A 21,469-nucleotide genomic window follows, 5' to 3' on the forward strand; every position below is an offset into this window, starting at 1 on the left:
GAGCCCGACCTGGAGGAGTCGGTGCTGCGGCTGTACTCCGCTCCAGCATCATCCCCCGCGGCATCAGCAGCACCGGCGGCCCGGCGATGACGGCCACCTCGGCCCGTCCGGCCGTTGTGCCGGCTCCGCTGGAGCGGCGCAGCCCGCTGCCGGTGTTCACCAAGTCGCTCACCGACAGTTGGCGTTCCCTGGTGGGATGGTCGCTCGGCTTCATCGCCGCGCTCAGCCTCTACCTGCCGATCTTTCCGAGCATGAGCGGCAACTCGCAGATGCAGGACCTCATCGACAGCCTGCCGCCAGCGCTGACCCGCACCATCAACTACGAGAACATCAGCACCGGCGCCGGCTACGCCCAGTCCACCTTCTTCGGCCTGATGGGTTTCCTGCTCATCAGCATCGCGGCGATCAGCTGGGGTGCGGCGGCCATTGGCGGCGACGAGGAATCCGGCCAGCTGGAGCTGACCCTCGCGCACGCGGTGACCCGGATGGAGGTGGCGGTGCAGCGCTTCGCCGCGCTGGCGGTCAAGATCCTGGCGCTGGCGGCGGTCGCGTTCCGGATGGTGCTGTTTTGGAACGGCCCCGCCGAGCTCGACATCGACGCAGCGAACCTCGCCTCGACCTGCCTGCTCTTCGCCGGGCACGCGCTGGTCTGCGGCAGCACCGCGCTACTCTGCGGGGCCCTCACCGGGCGCCGCATCTGGGGCATCGGCGGCGGGACCGCCGTGGCGGTGGGCGGATATGTCTTCAACGCCGTCGGTAACCAGAGCACCGATCTGGCCTGGCTGCACGCCTTGTCGCCCTACTACGCGGCCTACGGCCACCACCCTCTGATTCACGGCGCGGATGCCTGGACGCTGGCGCTGTTCTACCTGGCCGCGCTGGTACTCGGGGTCCTGGCGGCGCTCACGCTTCGGCAGCGCGACGTGGGGGTCTAGGCCGCAACGGGCAGCCCGGCCTCGATGGCGCTGAGAATCTCCGGAGCACCCGGCACCGTCGCCGGCCGGAACCGGTGCACCGTGCCCGCCGGGGTGACCAGGAACTTCTCGAAGTTCCAGCCGACATCACCCGCTGTGCCGTCGGCATCCGCCACCCGGGTCAGTTCGGCGTAGAGCGGGTGCCGGTCGGCGCCGTTCACCTCGACCTTGTCGAACAGCGGGAAGGTCACCCCGTAGGTGGTGGAGCAGAACTCCAGGATGGCCTCCATGCTGCCGGGCTCCTGGCCCTTGAACTGGTTGCAGGGAAACCCGAGCACGGTGAAACCGCGCGGGCCGTAGGTCCTCTGCAGCTCCTCGAGCGCCTCGTACTGCACGGTCAATCCGCACTTCGAGGCCACGTTCACCACGAGCACGACCTGGTCGGCGTAGTCGGCGAGGGTGACGGTGTCTCCGGAGGCGGTGGTCAGCGGAATGTCGCGAAGGCTCATCCCTCGAGCTTAGGGATCCGGGTGGGCGGGGAACGAACCCCCGGTTACGGGCGGCTGAGAGTTCGCTGACCGTACAGTTGCCGCGGCCGTGCAGATGGCCAGGTTCAGCATCCGGCGGCTATCCGGCTCGGACGCCACCCGGCTCACCCGAAACGGGTGACGCCGGGGCGGGATGCGCTGGAGGACACTGTGCCTGACGCTGACCGCAAGCGAAGGGAAGCCCATGTAGCGGCGAGCCAGGACCCGATCAGGCGCCGAGAACGCCCGGCGGGCGGCGCGCCCGGCCATACCGGCTGCGCCGGTGGTAACCCACCGCAGCGCGTCGATTCTCATGGGGCTGGGCGGAGCCACCGTGGTGGTGTTCGGCCTGGCCGCGATCGCCGGCATCGCGGCGCCGATCCTCCTGGCGCTGGTGCTCACCATCTGCGCGCACCCGGTGCGGCGCGGCATGGAACGCCACGGGGTCCCGCGCGGCCTCGCGACCGGATCGGTGGTCATCACGGTGTTCGTGGTGTTGGCGGCCTTCGTGTTCGTCCTGGGGCTCGCGCTCGGCCAGTTCGCCGCTCTGCTGCCGCAATTCGCGAGCAGATCAGCGACATCGGCGCGAACGCGTCCGCCTGGCTCGCGAGCCTCGGTTTCGGTACCGCGCAGGTGCAGGCGGTGGAGGCGAGCTTCGACCCGAGTAACCTACTCTCGTTCGCGTCCGAACTTTTCGGCAGCATCACGAACATCACCGTGGCCCTCGTGATCGTGCTCACCATGCTCATCCTCATGGCCGCCGACGCCGGCTACCTGCCCAACCTGCTGCGTCAGCTGCGACCCTCCCGGCCGACGCTGGTCGAGGCCCTGACGAACTTCGCGTCCAGCGTGCGCCGCTACCTGGTGGCCACGACTCTCCTGGGAATCGCCCAAGGGGCGCTGAACGCGATCGCGTTGGTGCTGCTCGGGGTGCCCGGCGCCTTTCTGTGGGGGCTGTCGTCGTTCCTCCGCAGCTTCATCCCCAACGTGGGCTACTTCCTCGCCATCATTCCGCCGACGGTGTTCGGGTTCCTCGTCGGCGGCTGGGCGCTCGCGCTGCCCGTGATCGTGATCTACGCGATCGTGAATGCCGTCGTGCAGTCCATCGTGCAGCCCCGGGTGGTGGGCAACGCCGTCGCGCTCAGCCAGTCGCTCACCTTCGCATCCGTGCTGTTCTGGGCCATCGTGCTCGGCGCCATCGGCGCCATCCTGGCGATCCCGCTCACCCTGTTGATCCGCACGATCCTGGTGGACGCCGACCCCGCGGCCGCCTGGTGGCGCCCCCTGCTCGGCGATCTGAATGAGACCCGCACGCTGATGAAAACCGAGGATGCCCGCCAGCGCGCCCTGCGCAAGGCCGGCCGGACGGCCAAGGCCGGCCGGGGCAAGACCGCCAAGGGTGCGGCGGGGGCTGCCTAGCCTGCTGGTCAGGGTCTTCTCCCAGGCCGCACTGACAGGATCGGTGCTCCATTCTGTTGTCTGGAGGTTCGCATGCGCTCACACTACGACGTGCTCGTGATCGGAGCCGGCCCCGCCGGCACGGCGGCGGCCCTGCGGGCTGCCGAGCTCGGCGCCGGGGTGGTGGTGGTCGAATCCGACCGCACCGGCGGCACCTGTGTGAACACCGGCTGCGTGCCCACCCGGGCGCTCGCCAAGGCGGCCCGGCTGATGCGGGAGGTGCGCACCGCGGAGACCTACGGCATCGAGGCCGTCATCCAACGGTTCGACTGGCGTACCACCGCAGCCAGGGTCACCGGGTCCGTGGACCGGGTGCGGGCGATCAAACGGGAGGCCGAGCGGTTCAGTGCGGCCGGTATCGACCTGGTCCTCGAGGGCCGGGCCCGGTTCGTCGACGCGCACACCGTGGTGCTCGACTCCGGCCGCCGGATCAGCGCGGACAACATCCTGGTCTGCGTCGGCGGGCACTCACGCCGGTTGCCGATCCCCGGCGCCGACCTCGCGACGGTGCCCGAACACGTGCTCACCCTGCCCGCCCTGCCCGAACGCCTCGCGGTCATCGGCGGCGGCAACACCGGCGCCCAGCTGGTCACCATCTTCAGCTCGTTCGGCTCCCGGGTGACGCTGCTCGACGTGGCCCCGCGCATCCTGATGGCCTCGGACGCCGCGATCTCCGCGGCGGTGACCAAGGCGTTCCGCGAGCAGGGCACCCGGGTGGACACCGGCATCGACACCGTCGAGTCCCTCGAGCGGCAACCGGACGGCTCGCTCACCCTCACCTGGCGGATGGCCGGAGAAGCCGTCGCCGACAGCTTCGACGCCGTGATCATGGCCACCGGGTGGCCGGCGGATGTCGACGACCTCGGCCTGGCGACGGCCGGCGTGGCCACGGTGCGCTCCGCGATCCCCGTCGACCAGTACTTCCGCAGCGAGGTGTCGCACATCTTCGCCGTCGGCGACGCGAACGGTCGTGACATGCTCGTGCAAGCGGCGCAGTTCGAGGGGGAGGCCGCGGCCGAGAACGCCGTGCTCGGCACCAACCGGCGCACCCCGCACCACCTGCTGCCGGCCGGCGGGTTCACCGACCCGGACTACGCCGGGGTCGGGCTCACCGAAGCTGAGGCCCGCGCCCGCGACCCGCTCTGCGTGGTCGCGACGGTGCCGTACTCGAGCCTGGACCGGGCCGTGATCGACGACCGCGAACGCGGCTTCCTGATGCTCATCTCCGACCGCCGCCGGGACCTCATCCTCGGCGCGCACGCGGTGGGGGAGAACGCGATCGAGGTGGTGCAATCGGTCACCACGGCGATCGCCGCCGGCGTGGATGTGGCCACCCTCGCGCACGTGCGCTTCGCCTACCCCACCTACAGTGCCATCATCGGCCTGGCCGCCCGGGCCCTCCTGGCCGAGGCGGCCCCCGCCGCCACCTCCGCCGCCGCGGCCCTCCCCGAGTGATCTCGCGAGAGCGGGGATGTGGTCACCTCAGCGCGCTGAAGTAACCACACGGCCGCTCTCGCGAGGGCTTAGACCAGGTCGACGGTTCCGGTGAGGGGGGTGTCCGTGACCGAGGTGCCCACGTGCACCGCGAAGGCGCCGGCCTCGTACTGCCATCCCTCGTCCCAATTCGCGAAGGCGCGGGCGGGCAGGGCCAGTTCGAGTAGGGCGGATGCGCCGGCCTCCAGCGAGACCGCGGCGAAGCCGGCCAGCCAGCGCACCGGTCGGTCGATCGCACTGTCGGCGCGGCTCAGGTACACCTGCACCACCTGCTTGCCGGCCCGCTCGCCGGTGTTGGTCACGGAGAGGCTCAGCCAGCCGTCGGTGTCCGCGGACACGGTGGGCGCCACCGTCAGGTCGGCGAGCTCCCACTCGGTGTAGCCCAGGCCGAAGCCGAACTCGAAGGCCGGCTCGGTGCCGGCCTTGAGCCAGGCCCGGTAGCCGATGTGGATGCCTTCGTCGTAGCGCAGGATCCCGTCCTCCGGGGTGACGTCGAGCACCGGCACATCGGTCAGCTCCTTCGGCCAGGTGGTGGGCAGGCGGCCGCCGGGCTCGGCCTGGCCGAAGAGCATGTCGGCAAGGGCGTTGCCGTATTCCTGACCGCCGAAGTAGCTGAGCAGGATCGCCTGCACCTCGTCGCGCCAGGGGAGCAGCACCGGGGAACCCGAGTTGACGACCACGATGGTGCGCGGGTTCGCGTCGACCACAGCGCGCACGAGCTCGTCCTGGCGGCCGGGCAGATCCAGATCGCTGCGGTCGAAGCCCTCCGACTCCACCTGCGCGTTGGTGCCCACCACGACGATGGCCACATCGGCGGCGCGGGCAGCATCGACGGCGGCGGCGAGGAGCGCCGCGGGGCCGGAATCGTCGGTCTCGACGCCGACGTTGATACCGAACACCCCGGGCAGGTCCATGTCGCGGGTCGACAGGTCGAACTCGACCTTCAACGCGACCGGCCGGCCGGCGACCGCCGCCACGGCGGTGACCACTGACGGCGGGGCCATCATGTTGGCGCCCAGCGTGCCGCCCACCGAGAGGCCCTCGCCCTCGTGGGCCACGGCGCCGTCCACAAAGATGCGGCCACGCCCCACGGCGGCGAAGCCGAACGGCACGGTGGCCGAATCGGTCGGGGTCCACGTCATCGACAGTTCGATGGTGTGCGCGGTCTGGATGGGGGCGTTGCCGCCGAAGTAGATGAGCGCGGTGGCCAGCCGGTCTTCGCGGAACAGCTCCGCGCCATCCGCGTCGAGGAAACGCACCAGCATGCCGGCGGTGCCGGTGGCCGGGTTGACGATCGAGTCCAACGGAAGCTCGGCGATGCCGTTCTGCACGACGGCGCCCACCGAGTAGCTCACCTCGGCGTGCGGGAGGGCCGAGCGGATGCCGTCCAGCGGTGTCACGATCTTCTCCGGCAGCACGGTGGCGCTGCCGCCACCCTGGGTTCGGGCGTGCAGGGCGTTGTGGCCGATCACGGCCACGCTGCGGAGGCTCTCCGCCGCAAGCGGGAGTGCCTGATCGACGTTCCGCAGCAGCACGCTGCCGGCCGAGGATGCCTCCCGGGCGAACGCGATGCCGTCCTCGACGGTCACCGGCGCGGCCTGTACGGCGTCGAAGCCGGCCAGGGCGCCCACCCGGGCGGCCAGGCGCAGGATGCGCAGCACCTTCCGGTCGATGTCGTTCTCGGCGACGTCGCCGGCCCGCACGGCGGCGACCAGGGCCGCGCCCCAGAACCCGTCCGGGCCGGGCATCTCCAGGTCCTGCGAGGCGCGGGCGGAGGCGGTGCTGCGCACACCGGTCCAGTCGCTGACCACTACGCCGTCGAATCCCCACTCGGAGTTCAACGGGGTCTCGAGCAGGTCGTTCTCGGTGGCGGTGACGCCGTTGATCGAGTTGTACGAGCTCATCACCAGCCAGGCGTGCGAGTCGGTGACGGACTTCTCGAACGCGAGCAGGTACAGCTCTCGCAGGGCGCGATCGCTCACTTCGGTGCTGGCGGTGAAGCGTTCGGTCTCGTAGTCGTTGGCGATGTAGTGCTTCGGGGTCGCGCCCACGCCGTTGTCCTGCACGCCGGCCACGTAGGCGGCGGCCATCTCGGCGGTGAGCACGGGGTCTTCGCTGAACGCCTCGAAGTGGCGTCCGCCGAGCGGCGAGCGGTGCAGGTTGATGGTCGGGCCGAGCACCACGTCCACGCCCTTGCGACGGGCCTCGACGGCCGACATGGCGCCGTAACGGGCGGCCATCTCGCCGTCCCAGCTCGAGGACAGGGCCGTACCGGAGGGCAGGTTCAGTGACGGGGAGCGTTCGTCCCAGACCTCGCCGCGCACGCCGCTGGGGCCGTCGGAGACGAGCAAACGGCGCAGGCCGATCTTCTCGATCGGCCAGGTGGTCCAGAAGTCCCGGCCGGTGAGCAGCTGCACCTTTTCGTCGAGGGTGAGCCGCTCGAGAAGCGCGGTCAGGCGGGCGGTGTCCGCCGCTGAGGTGTACGTCATGGTGAGAGTCCTTCTTCCAGCGGGCGTCGATGCCCGCTCACGATGCCACCGGCGGTACCGACGGTGGTGGTAGCGTACCAGCGGAACCTACCAACGGTAGGTTTGTGGTCAGGTTGGTCGGCGGTAGGGTGACGGCATGAGCATCCACGGCCCGGCACGACGGTACGCCAAGGGTGCCGCCAAGCGACGCGAGATCCTCGACGCGGCCCTGGCCGTCGTCGCCAAGCACGGCTACCGCAACTCCTCGCTGCAGGAGATTGCGGATGCCGTCAACCTCACCAAGGCCGGGGTGCTGCACTACTTCGATTCCCGCGAGGAGCTGATGGCCGAGGTCGTCAGCGAACGAGACGAGCACGACCGGGCGGCGTTCGAAGGCGCCGAGCACGACATCCTGGACACACTGAGCCGCACCATCGAGCACAACGGCACGGTGCCAGGGCTCGTGCAGCTGTACTCCCGGCTGGTTGCCGAAGCCGAGGCCCCCGAGCATCCGGCGCACGAGTACGTGCGCGAGCGGTACGATCAGATCGTGGGGTCTCTCGCCGACAGCGTGCGGCAGCGCCAGCTGGATGGCACGGTGCGCGCCGACATCGATCCGATGGTGCTGGCGCGGGCTGCCACCGCACTCAGCGACGGACTGCAGCTGCAGTGGTTGCACGACAATTCGATCGACATGAGCGGGGTCTTCGACGCCGCCCTCGAGCTGATGCTCGGCGCCGCGCCACGAACCACCCAGTCCTGACCCGGTCAGCCCTTCCCGGTCTTGCCCTTCTTCTTCGTTCCGGCCTGGTCCTCGAGCCGGGCGGCGTGGTCGGGCACCGGCCGGTTCAGTTCCCGGGGCGGCCGTTCGTAATCCGACCCCGGCGGCCGGTGCGGGATGTGCACGACCGGCGGTTCCATGTCCTCGTACGGCACCACGGACAGGAGATGGCTGATCATGTTCAGGCGCGCGGCGCGCTTGTCCTCGCTCTCCACCACCCACCAGGGGGCCTCGGCGATGTCGGTGTGCACGAACATCTCGTCTTTCGCCTTCGAGTAGTCCACCCACTTCGTGATCGAGAGCACGTCGGTCTCGGAGAGCTTCCACCGGCGCATCGGGTCCTCCTGGCGGGACCGGAACCGGGCCTCCTGTTCGGTGTCCGAGACCGAGAACCAGTACTTGACCAGCAGGATCCCGTCTTCCACCAGCATCCGCTCGAACAGTGGCGCCTGGTGCAGGAACCGGCGGTATTCATCGGGAGTGCAGTAGCCCATCACCTTCTCGACGCCCGCGCGGTTGTACCAGGAGCGGTCCATCAGCACGATCTCGCCCGAGGTGGGCAGGTTCTTGATGTAGCGCTGGAAGTACCACTGGCCGCGTTCGCGTTCGGTGGGCACCGGCAGGGCGACCACCCGGGCGATGCGGGGGTTGAGGTACTGGGTCACCCGTTTGATCGCCGAGCCCTTGCCCGCGGCGTCCCGGCCCTCGAAGATCACCACGATCCGGGCGCCGGATTCGCGCACCCACTCCTGCATGGTGACGAGGTCGGCCTGCAACCGTTTCAGCTCCGCCTCGTAGATCTTCTTGTTCATGCGGGGGGTGGCGTCTGCCGACTTCTTCGCCATGAAGCGCTCCGTCCGGGTCGTGTGCGTGGGCTCAGCGTACTCGCCGGCCGGCCGGCGCCCATAGCGGCCCGCCCACCGGAGTGCCTAGGCTGGCGATCAACGGTGCACCCGACCCGGACGCGGCCGGTGACGCGTGTGAACGGGAGACCCCATGGTCGAGGGAAGTAAAGCGGAACCGTGGAGCCTCACCACCGCGCCGGGCACCGCTGCCTACTCGATGTACCGGGAGGGTGACGAGCTCGTCTGCCAGGTCGGTTCGACCACGTTGAAGTACCAGGCCAGGGCCATCGACGACCTGCACGCCTGGCTGGTCGCGCAGGGCGACTGGGTGTCGCTGGGCGCGGCCGACGAGCAGAAACCCGCCCCGGAGGGCTCGGTCGAAGCCTGGGGGCGGTCGTCGGATAACCCCGTCGGCGGCTGGTACGGGTTGCGCAAGGGGTATCGGGGACGCTTCGGCATGTACCTGCCGCCGTTGCTCGAGCACCTCGGCGTCGCCGAGCTGACGCACGAAAAACGCAACAACTCGATGCGGGCCCTCTGAGCTCGCACCCCACTCGCGGGCGGCCGAACCAGGCTGGCCGGCACGACTGGCACGGTGACTGGGAAAGGACACGGATGCGCGCACGGATGCCGATGCCGCCCGCGTCGCCGACCGCCCGGCTGTGGGTCGCCCTTGGCCTCGGAGCGGGCGCGGGCTTCAGCCTCGCCGCCCTGCCGCTGGGCAGCCGCGGCTTCGGTGAATTCCTCGCCCTCGCGGCCCTGTTCACCCTGTGCGCCTCGGCCCTGGCCGTCACCGGCGCCGCCCAGCAGGTGCTGGCGATCCTGGTCATGGTGCTCAGCGGCGCCGGCACACCGGTCGCCCGGCCCTACCCCGAACTGGCCTCCCAGGTCGGCCAGAGTGTTCCGGATGCTCCGGGCAAGCCTCAACCGCGCGCCCCGGGCCGCGCCCTCCCGGTCGCCTAGGGCGCCTTCTGCGCACCGCACCCCATCGGGTGCCTGCTCTGCGCGCCAACCCTGTCGCGACCACACGGTTCCCACTTTCCGTATTTCCGACCGGGAGACTCCCATGGACATCTATGCCTTCGGCCCCATTGCGGCCGTTCTCGACGCGGCCTACCGCGTTCTGCACAACCTCACCCTGTTCCTCACTCCGCTCGCCGCGGCCGATGCGGCCGCCCTGGCGATCATCGTCGTCACCGTCACCCTGCGCCTGGTACTGATCCCGGTGGGGGTCTCCCAGGCCCGTGCCCAGCAGCTGCGCCAGCGGCTGGCTCCCCGCCTCGCCGAGCTGCGCCGCCGACACGGCACCGACCCCGCCCGGCTGCAACGCGAGACGATGGCGCTCTATGCGGCCGAGAACGCGTCGCCGCTGGCCGGCTACCTGCCCCTGCTCGTGCAAGCGCCCGTGCTCTCCATCGTCTACGGCCTGTTCGTGCTGCAGGACATCAACGGGCACGACAACGCCCTGCTGGCCGGCGGGCTGCTCGGCAGCCCTCTGGGCGCCAGCATCCTCACCGGCTGGGGTGCCGGCCAGGCGCCGGCCGTCCTCGCTGTCGGCCTGCTCCTGTTGGCGGTGCTTCTGGTGGCGCAGTTGCTCAGCCGGCGGCTGATGCTCGCCCAGGGGGCCGCGGCCGCCGGTGCGACCACGCCCGCGGTCGGCGCACCACCGGCCGCGTCGCCCGCCGCCGCCGGGCTGTCCCCGGCGGCACAGCTCACCATGACCCGCGCGCTCAGCTGGCTGCCGCTGATCAGCGTGGTCTTCGCGGCCTTCGTGCCGCTCGCTGCCGCGCTCTACCTCACGGTCAGCGCGCTCTGGAGCGTCACCGAGCGCGCCCTGCTCTGGCGCCTGCTGCGTCCCCGCCGGTGACCCACACAAAACTGGCCCATTTTCGCTGGTTGCAGCGGCTGCTGCACTAGCGGAAATGGGCCAGTCATCCCGGGGGACGGGTCAGGCTGCGGTGGTGGCGTGGGACTTGGTGCGGGTGTCGGTCACGCTGGCGCCGGGCTGGCTCTTGGAGCAGAGCACGACCAGGATCACGGCGATGCCGACAGCGATGTGAGGGACCCACGCGTTCGGGGCCTCGTCGGCGAAGCCGAACAGGAACGGCGAGGCGATCAGGAAGACCGAGGCCAGCACGTCGAAGACCAGGTGCACCGGCATGCCGATGACCTTGACCAGGCCGAGCTCGTATCGGGTCAAGAGGCTGTAGAGGATGAGCCCCACGCCGAGGACGCGGGGGATGATGACGGCGGCGCCGCCGACCTCCTCGAACATGAAGATGGTCGGGGCGAAAATGAGGGCGACGGCCACGACATAGTCGAGAACGGCGTGCACTTTGGTGGGAATGAAACGCATGGGGAGCTCCTGGTGGTTGACCGGAGGCCGGATCGCCTCGCACTACTGGTTCGCCACCCTCGGGCCGGCGGATTGGTCCGGCGGCGCATCCGCCCGGTGAACCGCGAAGAATCAACACCTTGCCAGTTCTGACGGGTGCGCGCATAGTCAACGTGTCGGCACCACCCGGATGCCGGAGAGGACGTCACCGATGTCTCAACAAACCATCACGCAAATGCGGCTCGAACGGTATTTCGACGCGCCGCCCGACCGGGTGTACCGGGCCTTCACCGATCCGGAGCAACTCGCCGAGTGGTTCGGCCCGCTCGGGTTCCACGTGCCCCGCTCCACCGTGCGCGTCGACGCCAGGCCCGGCGGTTACTGGCGCCTGGTCATGGTGAACAACGACAACCCGGCCATCACCTCGCCCGTCGACTCCGTCTTCACCGAGGTGGACGAGAACGCCAGGCTCGTCGGGTACGAGGATGCGAGGGGGATGCCGGGGGTGCGGGACGGCACCCGCCTCGTCCTGAGCATCGAGTTCACCCCCGACGGCGACGGCACCCTGCTGCGCATCGTGCAGGGACCTTTCCCGGAGGAGCTGAGCGATAAGGGCGCAGTGGGCTGGCGGCAGTCGTTCGGCAAACTCGATGCCTTGCTCCGGACCCGGCCGGAGCGGCGGACCGCCACGCGAGCCTGAACGAGCCCGTCAGCAGCGTGAGTACACGTAGCCGGGGGCGCCGGCGGCCACGAGGTCGCGGTCGCGCAAGATCATCGACCGCGGCCGGCCCGGTTCGGCGCAGGCCGACGCGAAGTCCAGCCGAAGGTCGTCCGCGTACTCGATCGCCCACACCTGGTCGCCGTAGGCCCCGGTGTACAGCCCGCATTCCTGCCAGCGGTCGCACTCCTCCACGACGGCGAAATCGAACGTGCCGGCCAGCTCGCCCGCCAGCTCGGCGGCGTTCTTCTGTCCGATGGCGAGGCCGGCGGCGTGCGCGCCCGCCACGAACAGGCCCGCCAGGGCGAGGTTGTCATCCACGGTGAGCAGACCGGCCGATCGGGTGAACGAGTCGAGATTGTCGATCTCCACGGCGTCGAAGCCGTCGCGGGCACAGGCCGTGATCGCCGGCAGCAGCAGTGCGGCGATGGCGGAGCGGGACTGGGCGGTGCTCGTGTCGTACAGGAACTCGTCCGGCCAGTTCTCGTCGCGGACGGGCTCGCCGCCGTCGGTGAGGACCAGGTCGGGGGAGTCGGTCAGGACCCGCTCCGAGTCGGCCGGTTGGGTCTGGAACCCGTTCAGGTAGCAGACCGAATACAAGCCGGCGGCGGGTGATTCGGTGCTGTCGCGCACGATGACGCCGACGCCGGCCGGCGGGTCGTATGCGCCGCCGAGCTGATAGTCCAGACCGACCCCGGCGGGTGGCAGGGCGGGCGGGGCCGCCGGGGCTGCCGGCGCGGGCGCCGCGCAGCTGCCCAGGAGCAGCGCCGTGACCAGCACGGGCACCAGCCCGGGCGACACCTGTCGCCCGGGGGATGTGCGGCTGGTCATCCGCATGCCGCGGGCGAGAGGTTAGGCGACCTCGGCGACGCTGGCGTTCAGCACGTCGTCGAGGGTGACGAAGGCTTCTTCTTCGGTGGACTTCTGCGCGAGCGCGAGCTCGGAGACGAGCACCTGGCGGGCCTTGATGAGCATCCGCTTCTCGCCGGCGGAGACGCCGGAGATGCGGTCGCGGCGCCACAGGTCGCGAACGACCTCGCTGACGCGGTAGACGCTGCCGCTGCCCATCTTCTCGGTGTTGGCCTTGTACCGGCGCGACCAGTTGCTGGGCTCTTCCTCGACCTCGCTGCGGAGCACGTCGAAGACGGCCTCGACACCGGCGGCGTCGATGACGTCGCGAACGCCGACGAGCTCGGCGTTGTCGATGGGCAGGTTGATGGCCAGATCACTCTGGTGCACGGTGAGCGTGATGTACCGCTTCTCGACACCCTTGATCGTGCGGGTGTCGACCGCGGTGATCGTTGCTGCGCCGTGGTGGGGATAGACGACGGTCTCGCCGACTTCGAAAATCATCTGATGCAGCCTCATAATTCTTTGAGCGTGGTTGACGTATCACCCGAACGTCAGCGCCGGGCGCGGACGTGCTCCACCGCGGTGCTGCGACAGCCGATTGGACGCACTCGGGGCGGATCACCGGGTACAGCATGCGACTGAAAATGGCACAGCGGTTCGTTAAGGGTATTCAGAGAGTGTATCATTCCCGCCTCGCTGGCCCTATTCGTTACCGGAGCCGTCCTTCTCGAGTTCGGTGACCCGTTGCACGATCCAGGACGACAGCGTCGCGGTGAGCACACCGAGCACGGCCACGCCGCCCAGCATCAGGCCGGTGGCGATGGCGCGCCCCCGCACGGTCACCGGCGTGAAGTCCCCGTAGCCGACCGTCGTCACGGTCACCGCCGCCCACCAGAGCGAGTCGCCGAACGAGGTGATGTTCGCGGCGGGGTCGTTCCGCTCGGCTTGGAGCACAGCCAATGCGGCGATATAGGTGACCAGCACCGCGGCGCTGGCGAGGTAGACCAGTACCCGGGCGCGAAACGCGGCGCCGGCGGAGGACTGGAAGACGCTGCTGTGAGCGATCACCCGGAGCAGTCGCAGCGGGCGCAGCAAGGGGAGCAGCACGAAGAGCAGAGCCAGCGGATGCCGCCTCGCCCACTGCCAGGGGTGCGTTGCGAGGGCGAGGTTCACGACGTAGCTCACCGGGAAGAGCGCCCAGGTGACCAGGATCAGCAGCCTGAGGACGCCCGCGGTCGCCAGGTCGACGGGGGCGATGACCACGACCGAGTAGGCGGCCAGGAAGACCAGGGCCGCGATGCTGAGGGGCCAGTCCGTGGCCTGCTGCCAGTGCGCCTGGCGCGGGCCACCCCACCGGTCCGGCCGCCTCTCGGTGGTGATCATGCGGGCATCTTGCAACCGGCACTGTGGCACGCCAAGGACGGCCGCCGGCATGGAACTCTACCGGTTGGGTGCTTTTTCACCCCATCAAAGGGGGCTGGAACACGACCATCGTGCCAAAATGTGCAGGACGGTGACTGGACTCCACCCCGCTCAGCGCAGGAGCCCTCTGGCCGTGGTCAGGAGGTGCCCGATCATGGTTGTACCGGTGCCGGGCCCGAGGGACGACGCCTTCGAACGGGCGGTGCGTGATCCGCTGTTCCTCGAGGCGGTACGCGCTGCACACCGGGGGAGCTGGGCTGTCCTCGACGCGCTGTGGTGGGCGTCGCATCCGGACGACACCGCGCCCAGCGGCACGGCCGCGCCCCAGGCGCGGGTCCGGGACCTGCAGCGGCGGGTGTTCGCCGCGGATGCCGATGCCGTCGGCGACCCCGCCGTGATCGGCGCTCTGCGAGAGTTGGAGAGTGAGATCGCCCGGGAGCGGATGGCGATTGACGCGGCCGTCGTTGCCGTGCGGTTCGACGAGAGCCGCCGCGTCGGTGCGCCCCTGTTGGTGCAGGCCCCTGCCGCGCCCCCGGTGGTGCAGGCCCCGGCAGCTTTCCCCGTGCCTGTGGCGCCGGGCCCGCTCGCGCCCGGCCGCCCGGCGAGAGTTCGCCTGGCGGCCTACCTCGCCGCGGCCGTCCTGGTCGGCCTGGTGATCGGTGGCCAGCTGGCCGCGACGCCCGCGCGTGACGCGGTCCTGCCGCCGACGTCGTCGACGGCAGCGGACGACATCGATGAGGCCCCGGTTCTGGCCCTCGCCATCTTCGACCGCGCGCGAATTGTGACAGATATCCCACCGACGCCGGTGCCGTCCTCCTTCGACCGGTCGTCGCTGCGTGCGGTGTGGTCGGTGAGCTGGGACATTGCCGGCCCCCGGGCGGAGCCCCCGTATTTCGTCGCCCGGGGCGCCGGCGGCCGGGTGTGCCTCCTGGCGATGGTCACCGACGCCCGCCATGCATCCACCTGTGTGAGCACGGCTGAGTTCGCCGAAACCGGGATGCGGCTCTTCTGGACCACTGACGTCGCCGTCGATGCCACTGCGACGCCGCATACGCAGAATCTGGTGCTCGAGTGGACCCCGGCCGGGCGGTTCGAGGTGGAGTCGGCCGACCCGCCCCGGCGCACGTGGCGGAGGGGCCTGTGCCCCACCGACCTCCCCCGCCCCTGTTGACTCCGGCCGGCCTAGCGCGGCCGGAATCGCCGGCCCGTGGCAGGATGTGCGCAACAACGACGGGAGTGTCGTGGCAGAGGCGCAGCGTGAGAATGATCCGTATCGGCAGGCCCTCGACGATCCGGCCTTCCTCACAGCGGTGGGTGCGGTCTACCGCGGCCGGCTGGCGGTCCTCGACGCCCTGTGGTGGGAGGCGCACCCGGATGACCCGGCGCCCGACGGCCGGCCGGCACCCGTGGAGCGGCTGCGCGCGCTGCAGCGCCGGGTGTTCGCGGCGGACGGCGACGCCGCCGGCGACCGGGCCGTTGCGGAGGCGCTGCTGGAGCTCCAGGCGGACATCGCGGCGGAGCGGTCGGCCATCGGAGCGGCAATCGACGCGGCCCGCGCCGGTATCGCGGAGCCGCCGGGAGGAGCCGCCGCGCCAGCCGCCGGACCATCCGCCGGGCCGGAGCCGGACGCGGCCGGCCCGTGGCCGTCGCCGGAGACTCTGCCCGAGAAGAAGGGTTCCGGGCTGCACCCCCATGGCCGGGTGCTGGTGGCTGCCGGCCTGGCCGGCGCTGTGCTGCTCGGGGCGCTGCTGGGCAGCAACGTCACGACCGCGGTGAATTCGGCCGGCGGGGAACCGCCGGCGACGACGGCAAGCGACCCAACCCCGACGGACGACCAGTCGGCGCAGGTCGGCCGGGTCTTCGACCGGATCCAGACCGCCAGGGATATCCCGCTGGTGCCGATGCCCGAGACGTTCGACCCCGAGTCCTTCCGCTATCTGGGCTCGGCGGGATGGACGGACCGCGACGCCGACGGCCTGACGGATTCGCCGTACTACGCCGCGCGCGGGGCCAACGGAACCGTGTGCCTCGTCGTGGTGCCGGAGGGCAGCGGATACCTGTCGACCTGCGCGATCGAGGCCGCCTATCCGGGGTCGGGGCTGCACCTGTTCTGGCAGAGCACCGATCTGCACCCGACGGTACCGGCCGGCGCCGAGGCCGTCGTCCTGGACATCACCGTGGCCTGGCTGAGCGACGCCACGATCCAGACCAGGGGATCCGGCCGCACCATTGCGGGCCCCTGACCGCTCCGGCTTCTACAGCCCCTTCTCCACCATGTCGATCACCCGCACGATGAGGGTCTGCTTCACGGGTGCCGGCAGGGCGCGAAGCGGTCCGTCGATGAAGAGTTCGGCGAGACCGTGCACGGCAGACCAGGCCAGGAACTCGGCCGTGGGGCGGCGCTCCGGCGGCAGCAGGCGCACCGTGACGAGGTCGTCCAGGGCCCGAGTGAGCAACTGGAACGGGGTGAGGCCGCTGTTGCCGGCGCGGGCAGAGGTCGTGGCGCTGTCCATGTCTGAGGAGGCCGAGAACGCGGTCTGGAACTGGCCGGGCTCCTCGAGCGCGAAGCGGAGGTAGCCGGTCCCCACGGCGCGGAAGCGGAGCCGGGCGTCTTCAACGACGTCCGTCGGCGCGATGGCGGCTTGATCGGCCTCGATGGCCTGCGCGACCAGGGCCTGGCAGCTCGAGCAGACGGCATCCAGCAGCGCCTGCCGGTCGGCGAAGTGCCGGTACGCGGCGTTGGGCGTCACCCCCGCTCGACGGGTCGCCTCGCGCACCACCACGGCCGCCGGTCCGCCCTCGCGCGCCAGGTCCACACCCGCCTCGATCAGGGCACGGCGCAGGTCGCCGTGGCGGTACGACGTTCGCACGGTTGATTCGCCGGTTCCCGTTGTCACGTCGCCTCCATCTGGTTAACATGGGATCTTACATGTGTACATCGTCCACATACAGCCAGACCCATCCAATTCTCTTCAATCGGCAGGGGCATGACATGGCATTCATCGAAGCCGCCGGGCTCACCAAGGTCTACAAATCCAAGAGCGGTCCGGTGCACGCGCTGGCCGGGCTCGACCTCTCCGTTCCACAGGGCACGGTCACCGCGATCCTCGGCCCGAACGGCGCCGGCAAGACCACCGTGGTGAAGATCCTCACCACCCTCATCCGGCCCAACGCCGGCACCGCGATCGTCGACGGTATCAACGTCCTCGAGAACCCCAAGGCCGTGCGCAGCATCATCGGCGTGTCCGGGCAGTACGCCGCTGTCGACGAGAACCTCACCGGCTTCGAGAACCTGGAAATGGTCGGCCGGCTCTACCACCTGGGCGGCGCCGCCTCCCGCCGACGGGCGCAGGAACTCATCGACCTGTTCGAGCTCACCGCGGCGGGCAACCGGCCGGTGAAGGGCTTCTCCGGCGGGATGCGGCGCCGCATCGACCTTGCCGGTGCCCTGGTGTTCAACCCCAAGATCCTCTTCCTGGACGAGCCCACCACGGGGCTCGACCCGCGCAGCCGGATAGCGCTGTGGGGCGTGATCAACGGGCTGGTCGAGCGAGGCACAACCGTGCTGCTCACCACCCAATACCTCGAGGAGGCCGACCAGCTGGCCGACAGCATCGCGGTCATCGACGACGGCAGAGTGATCGCCGAGGGAACCTCGGATGAGCTGAAGGCGCAGATCGGCGGCCACCGGGTGGTGATCGCCCTCGTCGACGCGGCCGACGGCGCTGCCGGCCGCGAGGTCCTGGCCCGGTACGGCGCCGGCGAACCGCTGGTATCCGGCGACGGTCGCGGCCTCGACGTGGCGGTGACCGACGGGCCGCCCGCCCTGCAGCACGTGCTCGCGGACCTGCGCAGCGCCGGGGTGGAGCTGCACGACGCGGGCATGCGCCGGCCCACCCTCGATGACGTGTTCCTCAAGCTCACCGGCCACAAGGCCGACAAGGCGTCGGACGAGAACGAAGACGAAAAACTGGAGAAGGTGAAATGACCACGACGGCCGAACGGCCCCTGCTCGCCCCATCCAACTGGAACCCGCTCTCGCTGTGGCTCTCGGACGGCTGGACGACGACCAAGCGCAACCTCATCAAGATCAAGCGCACCCCCGACATGCTCGTCTTCGCGGTCATCCAGCCGATCATGTTCGTGCTGCTGTTCAGCCAGGTCTACGGCGGCGCCATCTCGGTGCAGGGCACCGATTACGTGCAATTCCTGATGGCCGGCATCTTCGCCCAGACCGTGGTGTTCGGGTCCACCTTCTCCGGCTCCGCCATGGCGCAGGACCTGAAGGACGGCATCATCGACCGGTTCCGCAGCCTGCCGATGAGCTCCTCCGCCGTGCTCGTCGGCCGCACCAACGGTGACCTGGTGCTGAACACCATCTCGATGATCATCATGATGGCCACCGGCTTCCTGGTGGGCTGGCGGGTCAACTCGTCGGTGGGGGAGTTCTTCGCCGGCCTGGCGCTGCTGCTGCTGTTCAGCTACGCGTTCAGCTGGGTGATGGCCCTGCTGGGCATGAGCGTGCGCTCGCCGGAGGTGATCAACAACGCCTCGTTCATCATCCTGTTCCCGATCACCTTCGTCTCCAACGCGTTCGTGCCGATCGAGACGCTGCCGGACCCGCTGCGGGTCTTCGCCGAGCTGAACCCGGTCTCGGCGCTGGTGCAGGCCGCGCGCGAACTGTTCGGCAACGAGGGCAGCGCCCCGGTGCCGGATGTCTGGACGCTGCAGAACCCTGTGATTACAGTGCTCATTGGCGTCGTCGTGCTGATCGTGGTGTTCGTGCCGCTGTGCATCCGCAAGTTCGCCTCTATCACCTCGCGCTGACGCGACGCGGTTCGAGAACACACCGAGACAAGGGAGTCGATCATGGCGACAGCAACGAACTTGACCATTGAGCGCGGATTCGGCGGCTTCGCGGTGCCGGACCTGGAGGTTGCTCGCAGCTTCTATGGGGACGTGCTCGGACTCGACGTCTCTGACATGAAGGGCATGCTGATGCTCAACCTGCCTGATGGAACCGGGGTGTTCGTCTACCCCAAGGAGGACTACCAGCCGGCGGTGTTCACCGTCATGAACCTTCTCGTTCCCGATATCGGGCCGGCCGTGGATGCGCTGACTGAACGTGGCGTGGAGATGCTGCACTACGAGGGATTCGGGCAGGACGATCGGGGCATCGCACGCGGGGAGGGCATGCCGACCGGCGGCTGGTTCGCCGACCCGGCCGGCACTATCATCGCGATCATGCAGGAATGACTGGAGAGAAGAAGACCATCATGGCCACCACAACGCACGTGACCTACAAGCACGGTTTCAGCGGATTCGCGGTGCCGGACATCGAGGCTGCCGGCACTTTCTACCGGGAGGTGCTCGGCCTCGACGCCGGCGACGGGGGGATCGGCTCACTGCGCCTCACCCTGCCCGGCGGTACCGACGTGTTCGTATACCCGAAGGACGACCACACGCCGGCGGGATTCACCATCCTCAACCTCGAAGTGGACGACATCGAGCGAGTGGTGGATGCGCTCGCCGAGCGGGGCGTCGAATTCCTTCGCTACGACGGCTTCGGACAGGATGATCGCGGCATCGCCGGTGGTGGCGAGTACGGTCCGCGGATCGCGTGGTTCACCGATCCGGCCGGCAACATCTTCTCCGTGCTGCAGAACGAATCGTGACCGAGGTGGTGGCGGCGCCCTCCGACGTGAAGCGCGCCCTGCGGGCGCTGTACGCCCCGAAGAATCGGGACTGGGAATCGGTGACGGTGCCGCCGCAACGCTTCCTCGCGGTGGACGGGTCTGGCGACCCCAATGCCGCACCGGCCTACGTCGAAGCCGTTGAGGCGCTCTACGCGGTGGCGTACACCCTCAAGTCCGCGGGCAAGCGCGCCGGCCGCGACTCGGTGGTGGGGCCGCTCGAAGGCCTCTGGTACGCCGACGACGACGCCGTCTTCGTGGCGCGGGACAAGGCCGCGTGGAGCTGGACCATGCTGATCTGCCTGCCCGACTGGGCGAGCGACGCCGAGGTCCACGACGCGATCGCGGCGGCACGCACCACGAAGAAGGCGCTGCCGGGCCTGGACCGGGTGCGCATCGTGCGGCTCGACGAGGGGCAGTGCATGCAGCTGCTGCACGTGGGCTCCTACGACGAGGAGGCGCCGGCGCTGGCGCGGTTGCACGGCGAGGTGTTGCCCGCCGAGGGGTTGCGCGAGCGCGGCAAGCACCACGAGGTGTACCTCGGCGACCCGCGCCGCGCCGCGCCGGAGGAACTCAAAACGGTGGTGCGACAGCCGGTGCGGCCCGCGTAACCCGTCGGGTCAGCGGCCGCCGCGGCGTTTGCCGGCCTGCGGGCTGGGCGAATTGCGGGTGCGTCCGGCGCTCTGCGTCTTCCGCGGTGTGGCCGGCTTCGCGGCGGCCGCGGCGGCGCGCACGGCCTTCGCCGCGGCCTTGGCCTTAGCGGTCTTCTTTTCCTTCTTCACCGGCTCGTCGCCGGCGGCGACGGCGTTGGTGCGGGAGCTGTCGCGGGTGCGACCGCGCACGATGCCGATGAACTCCTCCACGTCGGGGGTGGTGTCCTCGGTGCGCCAGGCCAGGGCGATGCGGCTTTCGGCGGTGTCCTCCACCGGCTTCGAGACGACGTCCTTGCGGCTGTGCAGCCGGGCCACGGAGTGCGGCAGGATGACGATGCCCACCCCCGCGGCGACCAACTCCATGGTCTCGTCCATGTCGCGCATCGGCGGCAGCGGCCGTCGGCTGCCGTCCCGCACCTCCACCGCGGCGTCGCGCCATTCCGGCACCTCGTCGGGGTCCTGCAGCAGGTGCTCGTCGACGAGGTCGGCGACGACCACACTGTCGGCATCCGCCACGAAATGGTCCTTCGCGACGACGACCACGGGAATTTCGTTGTACAGGGCGATCAGGCTCAGGCCCTCTTCGTTGATCGGCAGCCGCACCAGGCTCACGTCGGCACGATTGTCCCGCAGCACGGTCTCCTGGTCGGCGGCGCCGGTGCGGAAGACGTCGAGCGGGGTCTCCGGGCGGCGGGACTCCCAGATGCGGGTCCATTTGGTGGGGGTGACCCCGGCGACGAAGGCAATGGAAAAAGTCACCGGCATCCTCTCGTTCTGCGTTTTTCACGGGTGGGCTGGTGGTGTGCACGGTGCGGGCGGGCAGACGACACCGAAACCATAGTGCTCTCAGGCTATACGCTGGAACAATGAGCGAGAAGAAGCCCCAGACCATGAAGCCGGCCACGGCCGCCCAGAAGCTTGGGATTCTGCTCGAAGCAGCACCCGAAGAGTTCCAGTCCGCCCCGGTGTCGCGCACCGAGCTGGCCGCCCTCGAGGCGAACCCGCCCGAGTGGCTCACCGACCTGCGCGCCAACGGTCCGCACCCCAAGCAGGTCGTCGCCGCCAAGCTCGGCGTCTCGATCTCCGGGCTGGTGCGCGGTGGCGTCACCGAACCCCTGACCAGCGCCGAGATCCAGGCGCTGCTCAAGGCGCCGCCGGCGTGGCTCGTCACCGAGCGCGCCACCCAGTTCGAGGTCCGCGAGGAGCAGATCCGCGTCAAGGACCGCGACGCCGAGAAGGCGCGCAAGAAGGCGCACATCGAGCGTCAGATCGCCCAGAACGAAGAGGCCGGCCGCAAGCTGCTCTAGTT

At 69.8% G+C, this 21,469-nt stretch carries 26 protein-coding genes; 17 read left to right on the top strand and 9 right to left on the bottom strand.

Features of this window, described 5'->3' with window-relative positions; genetic code table 11:
- Positions 1–86: 86 nt before the first annotated feature.
- Positions 87–935, top strand: a complete 849-nt coding sequence (locus tag JWP54_RS09115) for an ABC transporter permease subunit (RefSeq protein WP_297370711.1) — start codon at positions 87–89, stop codon at positions 933–935.
- Here the strand turns inward: JWP54_RS09115 and JWP54_RS09120 are convergent.
- On the bottom strand, positions 932–1,423 hold the full coding sequence (locus JWP54_RS09120; RefSeq protein WP_297370714.1) for a glutathione peroxidase: 492 nt from the start codon (positions 1,421–1,423) through the stop codon (positions 932–934). The genes JWP54_RS09115 and JWP54_RS09120 overlap by 4 nt on opposite strands.
- A gap of 331 nt (positions 1,424–1,754) precedes the next feature.
- Here JWP54_RS09120 and JWP54_RS17710 point away from each other — a divergent pair, with 331 nt between their 5' ends.
- The 3 genes from JWP54_RS17710 (at position 1,755) to JWP54_RS09135 (ending at position 4,354) form a co-directional block, all read left to right on the top strand.
- Positions 1,755–2,171: an AI-2E family transporter gene (locus tag JWP54_RS17710; protein ID WP_367274203.1), complete on the top strand. Its 417-nt coding sequence runs from the start codon at positions 1,755–1,757 to the stop codon at positions 2,169–2,171.
- Positions 2,084–2,860, top strand: a complete 777-nt coding sequence (locus JWP54_RS09130; RefSeq protein ID WP_297370720.1) for an AI-2E family transporter — start codon at positions 2,084–2,086, stop codon at positions 2,858–2,860. Before JWP54_RS17710 ends, JWP54_RS09130 begins: the two co-directional genes overlap by 88 nt.
- A gap of 72 nt (positions 2,861–2,932) precedes the next feature.
- Entirely contained in the window at positions 2,933–4,354 is a 1,422-nt protein-coding gene (locus JWP54_RS09135) for an NAD(P)/FAD-dependent oxidoreductase (RefSeq protein ID WP_297370723.1), read from the top strand.
- Positions 4,355–4,422: 68 nt separating this feature from the next.
- Here the strand turns inward: JWP54_RS09135 and JWP54_RS09140 are convergent, their stop codons facing one another.
- Positions 4,423–6,882, bottom strand: a complete 2,460-nt coding sequence (locus JWP54_RS09140) for a beta-glucosidase (protein WP_297370725.1) — start codon at positions 6,880–6,882, stop codon at positions 4,423–4,425.
- A gap of 136 nt (positions 6,883–7,018) precedes the next feature.
- On the opposite strand from JWP54_RS09140, the gene JWP54_RS09145 reads away from it, so the two are divergent.
- Positions 7,019–7,624 (top strand): TetR/AcrR family transcriptional regulator, encoded by a 606-nt coding sequence (locus JWP54_RS09145; protein ID WP_297370729.1) that lies wholly within the window; start codon positions 7,019–7,021, stop codon positions 7,622–7,624.
- A gap of 5 nt (positions 7,625–7,629) precedes the next feature.
- Here JWP54_RS09145 and ppk2 read toward each other — a convergent pair whose 3' ends face one another.
- Positions 7,630–8,487 carry a polyphosphate kinase 2 gene (gene ppk2, locus JWP54_RS09150; RefSeq protein WP_297370732.1) on the bottom strand — a complete coding sequence of 286 codons (858 nt, stop codon included), beginning with the start codon at positions 8,485–8,487 and terminating at the stop codon, positions 7,630–7,632.
- A gap of 151 nt (positions 8,488–8,638) precedes the next feature.
- On the opposite strand from ppk2, the gene JWP54_RS09155 reads away from it, so the two are divergent.
- The 3 genes from JWP54_RS09155 (at position 8,639) to JWP54_RS09165 (ending at position 10,354) form a co-directional block, all read left to right on the top strand.
- The gene (locus JWP54_RS09155; RefSeq protein WP_297370734.1) at positions 8,639–9,028 is read left to right on the top strand and encodes a DUF6855 family protein; all 390 of its coding nucleotides are present in this window, start codon (positions 8,639–8,641) and stop codon (positions 9,026–9,028) included.
- Positions 9,029–9,114: 86 nt separating this feature from the next.
- Positions 9,115–9,450: a DUF6412 domain-containing protein gene (locus JWP54_RS09160; RefSeq protein WP_297370737.1), complete on the top strand. Its 336-nt coding sequence runs from the start codon at positions 9,115–9,117 to the stop codon at positions 9,448–9,450.
- 103 nt (positions 9,451–9,553) lie between these two features.
- Positions 9,554–10,354 carry a membrane protein insertase YidC gene (locus tag JWP54_RS09165; protein ID WP_297370740.1) on the top strand — a complete coding sequence of 267 codons (801 nt, stop codon included), beginning with the start codon at positions 9,554–9,556 and terminating at the stop codon, positions 10,352–10,354.
- A gap of 81 nt (positions 10,355–10,435) precedes the next feature.
- Here JWP54_RS09165 and JWP54_RS09170 read toward each other — a convergent pair whose 3' ends face one another.
- Positions 10,436–10,843: a hypothetical protein gene (locus tag JWP54_RS09170; RefSeq protein WP_297370743.1), complete on the bottom strand. Its 408-nt coding sequence runs from the start codon at positions 10,841–10,843 to the stop codon at positions 10,436–10,438.
- Positions 10,844–11,033: 190 nt separating this feature from the next.
- Here JWP54_RS09170 and JWP54_RS09175 point away from each other — a divergent pair, with 190 nt between their 5' ends.
- Positions 11,034–11,522 (top strand): SRPBCC domain-containing protein, encoded by a 489-nt coding sequence (locus JWP54_RS09175; protein WP_297370745.1) that lies wholly within the window; start codon positions 11,034–11,036, stop codon positions 11,520–11,522.
- 9 nt (positions 11,523–11,531) lie between these two features.
- Here JWP54_RS09175 and JWP54_RS09180 read toward each other — a convergent pair whose 3' ends face one another.
- The 3 genes from JWP54_RS09180 to JWP54_RS09190 form a co-directional block, all read right to left on the bottom strand.
- Positions 11,532–12,371: an endo alpha-1,4 polygalactosaminidase gene (locus tag JWP54_RS09180; protein ID WP_297370748.1), complete on the bottom strand. Its 840-nt coding sequence runs from the start codon at positions 12,369–12,371 to the stop codon at positions 11,532–11,534.
- Between the two features lie 21 nt (positions 12,372–12,392).
- A complete protein-coding gene (locus JWP54_RS09185; RefSeq protein WP_297370750.1) occupies positions 12,393–12,893 on the bottom strand; it encodes a CarD family transcriptional regulator in 501 nt (166 codons plus the stop codon).
- Between the two features lie 201 nt (positions 12,894–13,094).
- On the bottom strand, positions 13,095–13,775 hold the full coding sequence (locus tag JWP54_RS09190) for a potassium channel family protein (RefSeq protein ID WP_297370753.1): 681 nt from the start codon (positions 13,773–13,775) through the stop codon (positions 13,095–13,097).
- A gap of 193 nt (positions 13,776–13,968) precedes the next feature.
- On the opposite strand from JWP54_RS09190, the gene JWP54_RS09195 reads away from it, so the two are divergent.
- Positions 13,969–14,985, top strand: coding sequence for a hypothetical protein (locus JWP54_RS09195; RefSeq protein WP_297370756.1), 1,017 nt, complete (start codon positions 13,969–13,971; stop codon positions 14,983–14,985).
- Between the two features lie 46 nt (positions 14,986–15,031).
- A complete protein-coding gene (locus JWP54_RS09200; RefSeq protein ID WP_297370759.1) occupies positions 15,032–16,057 on the top strand; it encodes a hypothetical protein in 1,026 nt (341 codons plus the stop codon).
- A gap of 12 nt (positions 16,058–16,069) precedes the next feature.
- Here JWP54_RS09200 and JWP54_RS09205 read toward each other — a convergent pair whose 3' ends face one another.
- Positions 16,070–16,711 (bottom strand): TetR/AcrR family transcriptional regulator, encoded by a 642-nt coding sequence (locus tag JWP54_RS09205; protein ID WP_297370762.1) that lies wholly within the window; start codon positions 16,709–16,711, stop codon positions 16,070–16,072.
- Positions 16,712–16,806: 95 nt separating this feature from the next.
- Between JWP54_RS09205 and JWP54_RS09210 the strand changes: the two genes are divergently transcribed.
- Genes JWP54_RS09210 through JWP54_RS09230 form a run of 5 tightly spaced genes read left to right on the top strand, consistent with a single transcriptional unit; the run spans position 16,807 to position 20,118 of the window.
- On the top strand, positions 16,807–17,802 hold the full coding sequence (locus tag JWP54_RS09210; protein ID WP_297370765.1) for an ATP-binding cassette domain-containing protein: 996 nt from the start codon (positions 16,807–16,809) through the stop codon (positions 17,800–17,802).
- Positions 17,799–18,641, top strand: coding sequence for an ABC transporter permease (locus JWP54_RS09215; RefSeq protein ID WP_297370768.1), 843 nt, complete (start codon positions 17,799–17,801; stop codon positions 18,639–18,641). Before JWP54_RS09210 ends, JWP54_RS09215 begins: the two co-directional genes overlap by 4 nt.
- Before the next feature lie 42 nt (positions 18,642–18,683).
- A complete protein-coding gene (locus JWP54_RS09220; protein ID WP_297370772.1) occupies positions 18,684–19,070 on the top strand; it encodes a VOC family protein in 387 nt (128 codons plus the stop codon).
- Complete coding sequence (locus JWP54_RS09225; RefSeq protein ID WP_297370777.1) at positions 19,067–19,489, top strand: VOC family protein; 423 nt, start codon at positions 19,067–19,069, stop codon at positions 19,487–19,489. The genes JWP54_RS09220 and JWP54_RS09225 overlap by 4 nt, the downstream gene beginning before the upstream one ends.
- Complete coding sequence (locus JWP54_RS09230; protein WP_297370780.1) at positions 19,486–20,118, top strand: GyrI-like domain-containing protein; 633 nt, start codon at positions 19,486–19,488, stop codon at positions 20,116–20,118. Before JWP54_RS09225 ends, JWP54_RS09230 begins: the two co-directional genes overlap by 4 nt.
- A 9-nt stretch (positions 20,119–20,127) precedes the next feature.
- Here the strand turns inward: JWP54_RS09230 and JWP54_RS09235 are convergent, their stop codons facing one another.
- Complete coding sequence (locus tag JWP54_RS09235; protein WP_297370783.1) at positions 20,128–20,919, bottom strand: LysR family substrate-binding domain-containing protein; 792 nt, start codon at positions 20,917–20,919, stop codon at positions 20,128–20,130.
- Positions 20,920–21,026: 107 nt separating this feature from the next.
- Here JWP54_RS09235 and JWP54_RS09240 point away from each other — a divergent pair, with 107 nt between their 5' ends.
- Positions 21,027–21,467 carry a DUF5997 family protein gene (locus tag JWP54_RS09240; RefSeq protein ID WP_297370786.1) on the top strand — a complete coding sequence of 147 codons (441 nt, stop codon included), beginning with the start codon at positions 21,027–21,029 and terminating at the stop codon, positions 21,465–21,467.
- Positions 21,468–21,469: the final 2 nt, after the last annotated feature.

This window comes from Cryobacterium sp., assembly GCF_025463825.1.
In the GTDB taxonomy this organism is placed as follows: Bacteria; Actinomycetota; Actinomycetes; order Actinomycetales; family Microbacteriaceae; genus Cryobacterium.

Coding starts and splice junctions, on each gene's coding strand:
- JWP54_RS09240 (WP_297370786.1), top strand. CDS start 21,027: ATGAGCGAGAAGAAGCCCCAGACCATGAAGCCGGCCACGGCCGCCCAG.
- JWP54_RS09165 (WP_297370740.1), top strand. CDS start 9,554: ATGGACATCTATGCCTTCGGCCCCATTGCGGCCGTTCTCGACGCGGCC.
- JWP54_RS09190 (WP_297370753.1), bottom strand. CDS start 13,775: ATGATCACCACCGAGAGGCGGCCGGACCGGTGGGGTGGCCCGCGCCAG.
- JWP54_RS17710 (WP_367274203.1), top strand. CDS start 1,755: ATGGGGCTGGGCGGAGCCACCGTGGTGGTGTTCGGCCTGGCCGCGATC.
- JWP54_RS09210 (WP_297370765.1), top strand. CDS start 16,807: ATGGCATTCATCGAAGCCGCCGGGCTCACCAAGGTCTACAAATCCAAG.
- JWP54_RS09170 (WP_297370743.1), bottom strand. CDS start 10,843: ATGCGTTTCATTCCCACCAAAGTGCACGCCGTTCTCGACTATGTCGTG.
- JWP54_RS09120 (WP_297370714.1), bottom strand. CDS start 1,423: ATGAGCCTTCGCGACATTCCGCTGACCACCGCCTCCGGAGACACCGTC.
- JWP54_RS09220 (WP_297370772.1), top strand. CDS start 18,684: ATGGCGACAGCAACGAACTTGACCATTGAGCGCGGATTCGGCGGCTTC.
- JWP54_RS09175 (WP_297370745.1), top strand. CDS start 11,034: ATGTCTCAACAAACCATCACGCAAATGCGGCTCGAACGGTATTTCGAC.
- JWP54_RS09155 (WP_297370734.1), top strand. CDS start 8,639: ATGGTCGAGGGAAGTAAAGCGGAACCGTGGAGCCTCACCACCGCGCCG.
- JWP54_RS09215 (WP_297370768.1), top strand. CDS start 17,799: ATGACCACGACGGCCGAACGGCCCCTGCTCGCCCCATCCAACTGGAAC.
- JWP54_RS09185 (WP_297370750.1), bottom strand. CDS start 12,893: ATGATTTTCGAAGTCGGCGAGACCGTCGTCTATCCCCACCACGGCGCA.
- JWP54_RS09115 (WP_297370711.1), top strand. CDS start 87: ATGACGGCCACCTCGGCCCGTCCGGCCGTTGTGCCGGCTCCGCTGGAG.
- ppk2 (WP_297370732.1), bottom strand. CDS start 8,487: ATGGCGAAGAAGTCGGCAGACGCCACCCCCCGCATGAACAAGAAGATC.
- JWP54_RS09160 (WP_297370737.1), top strand. CDS start 9,115: ATGCCGATGCCGCCCGCGTCGCCGACCGCCCGGCTGTGGGTCGCCCTT.
- JWP54_RS09145 (WP_297370729.1), top strand. CDS start 7,019: ATGAGCATCCACGGCCCGGCACGACGGTACGCCAAGGGTGCCGCCAAG.
- JWP54_RS09135 (WP_297370723.1), top strand. CDS start 2,933: ATGCGCTCACACTACGACGTGCTCGTGATCGGAGCCGGCCCCGCCGGC.
- JWP54_RS09225 (WP_297370777.1), top strand. CDS start 19,067: ATGACTGGAGAGAAGAAGACCATCATGGCCACCACAACGCACGTGACC.
- JWP54_RS09195 (WP_297370756.1), top strand. CDS start 13,969: ATGGTTGTACCGGTGCCGGGCCCGAGGGACGACGCCTTCGAACGGGCG.
- JWP54_RS09180 (WP_297370748.1), bottom strand. CDS start 12,371: ATGACCAGCCGCACATCCCCCGGGCGACAGGTGTCGCCCGGGCTGGTG.
- JWP54_RS09140 (WP_297370725.1), bottom strand. CDS start 6,882: ATGACGTACACCTCAGCGGCGGACACCGCCCGCCTGACCGCGCTTCTC.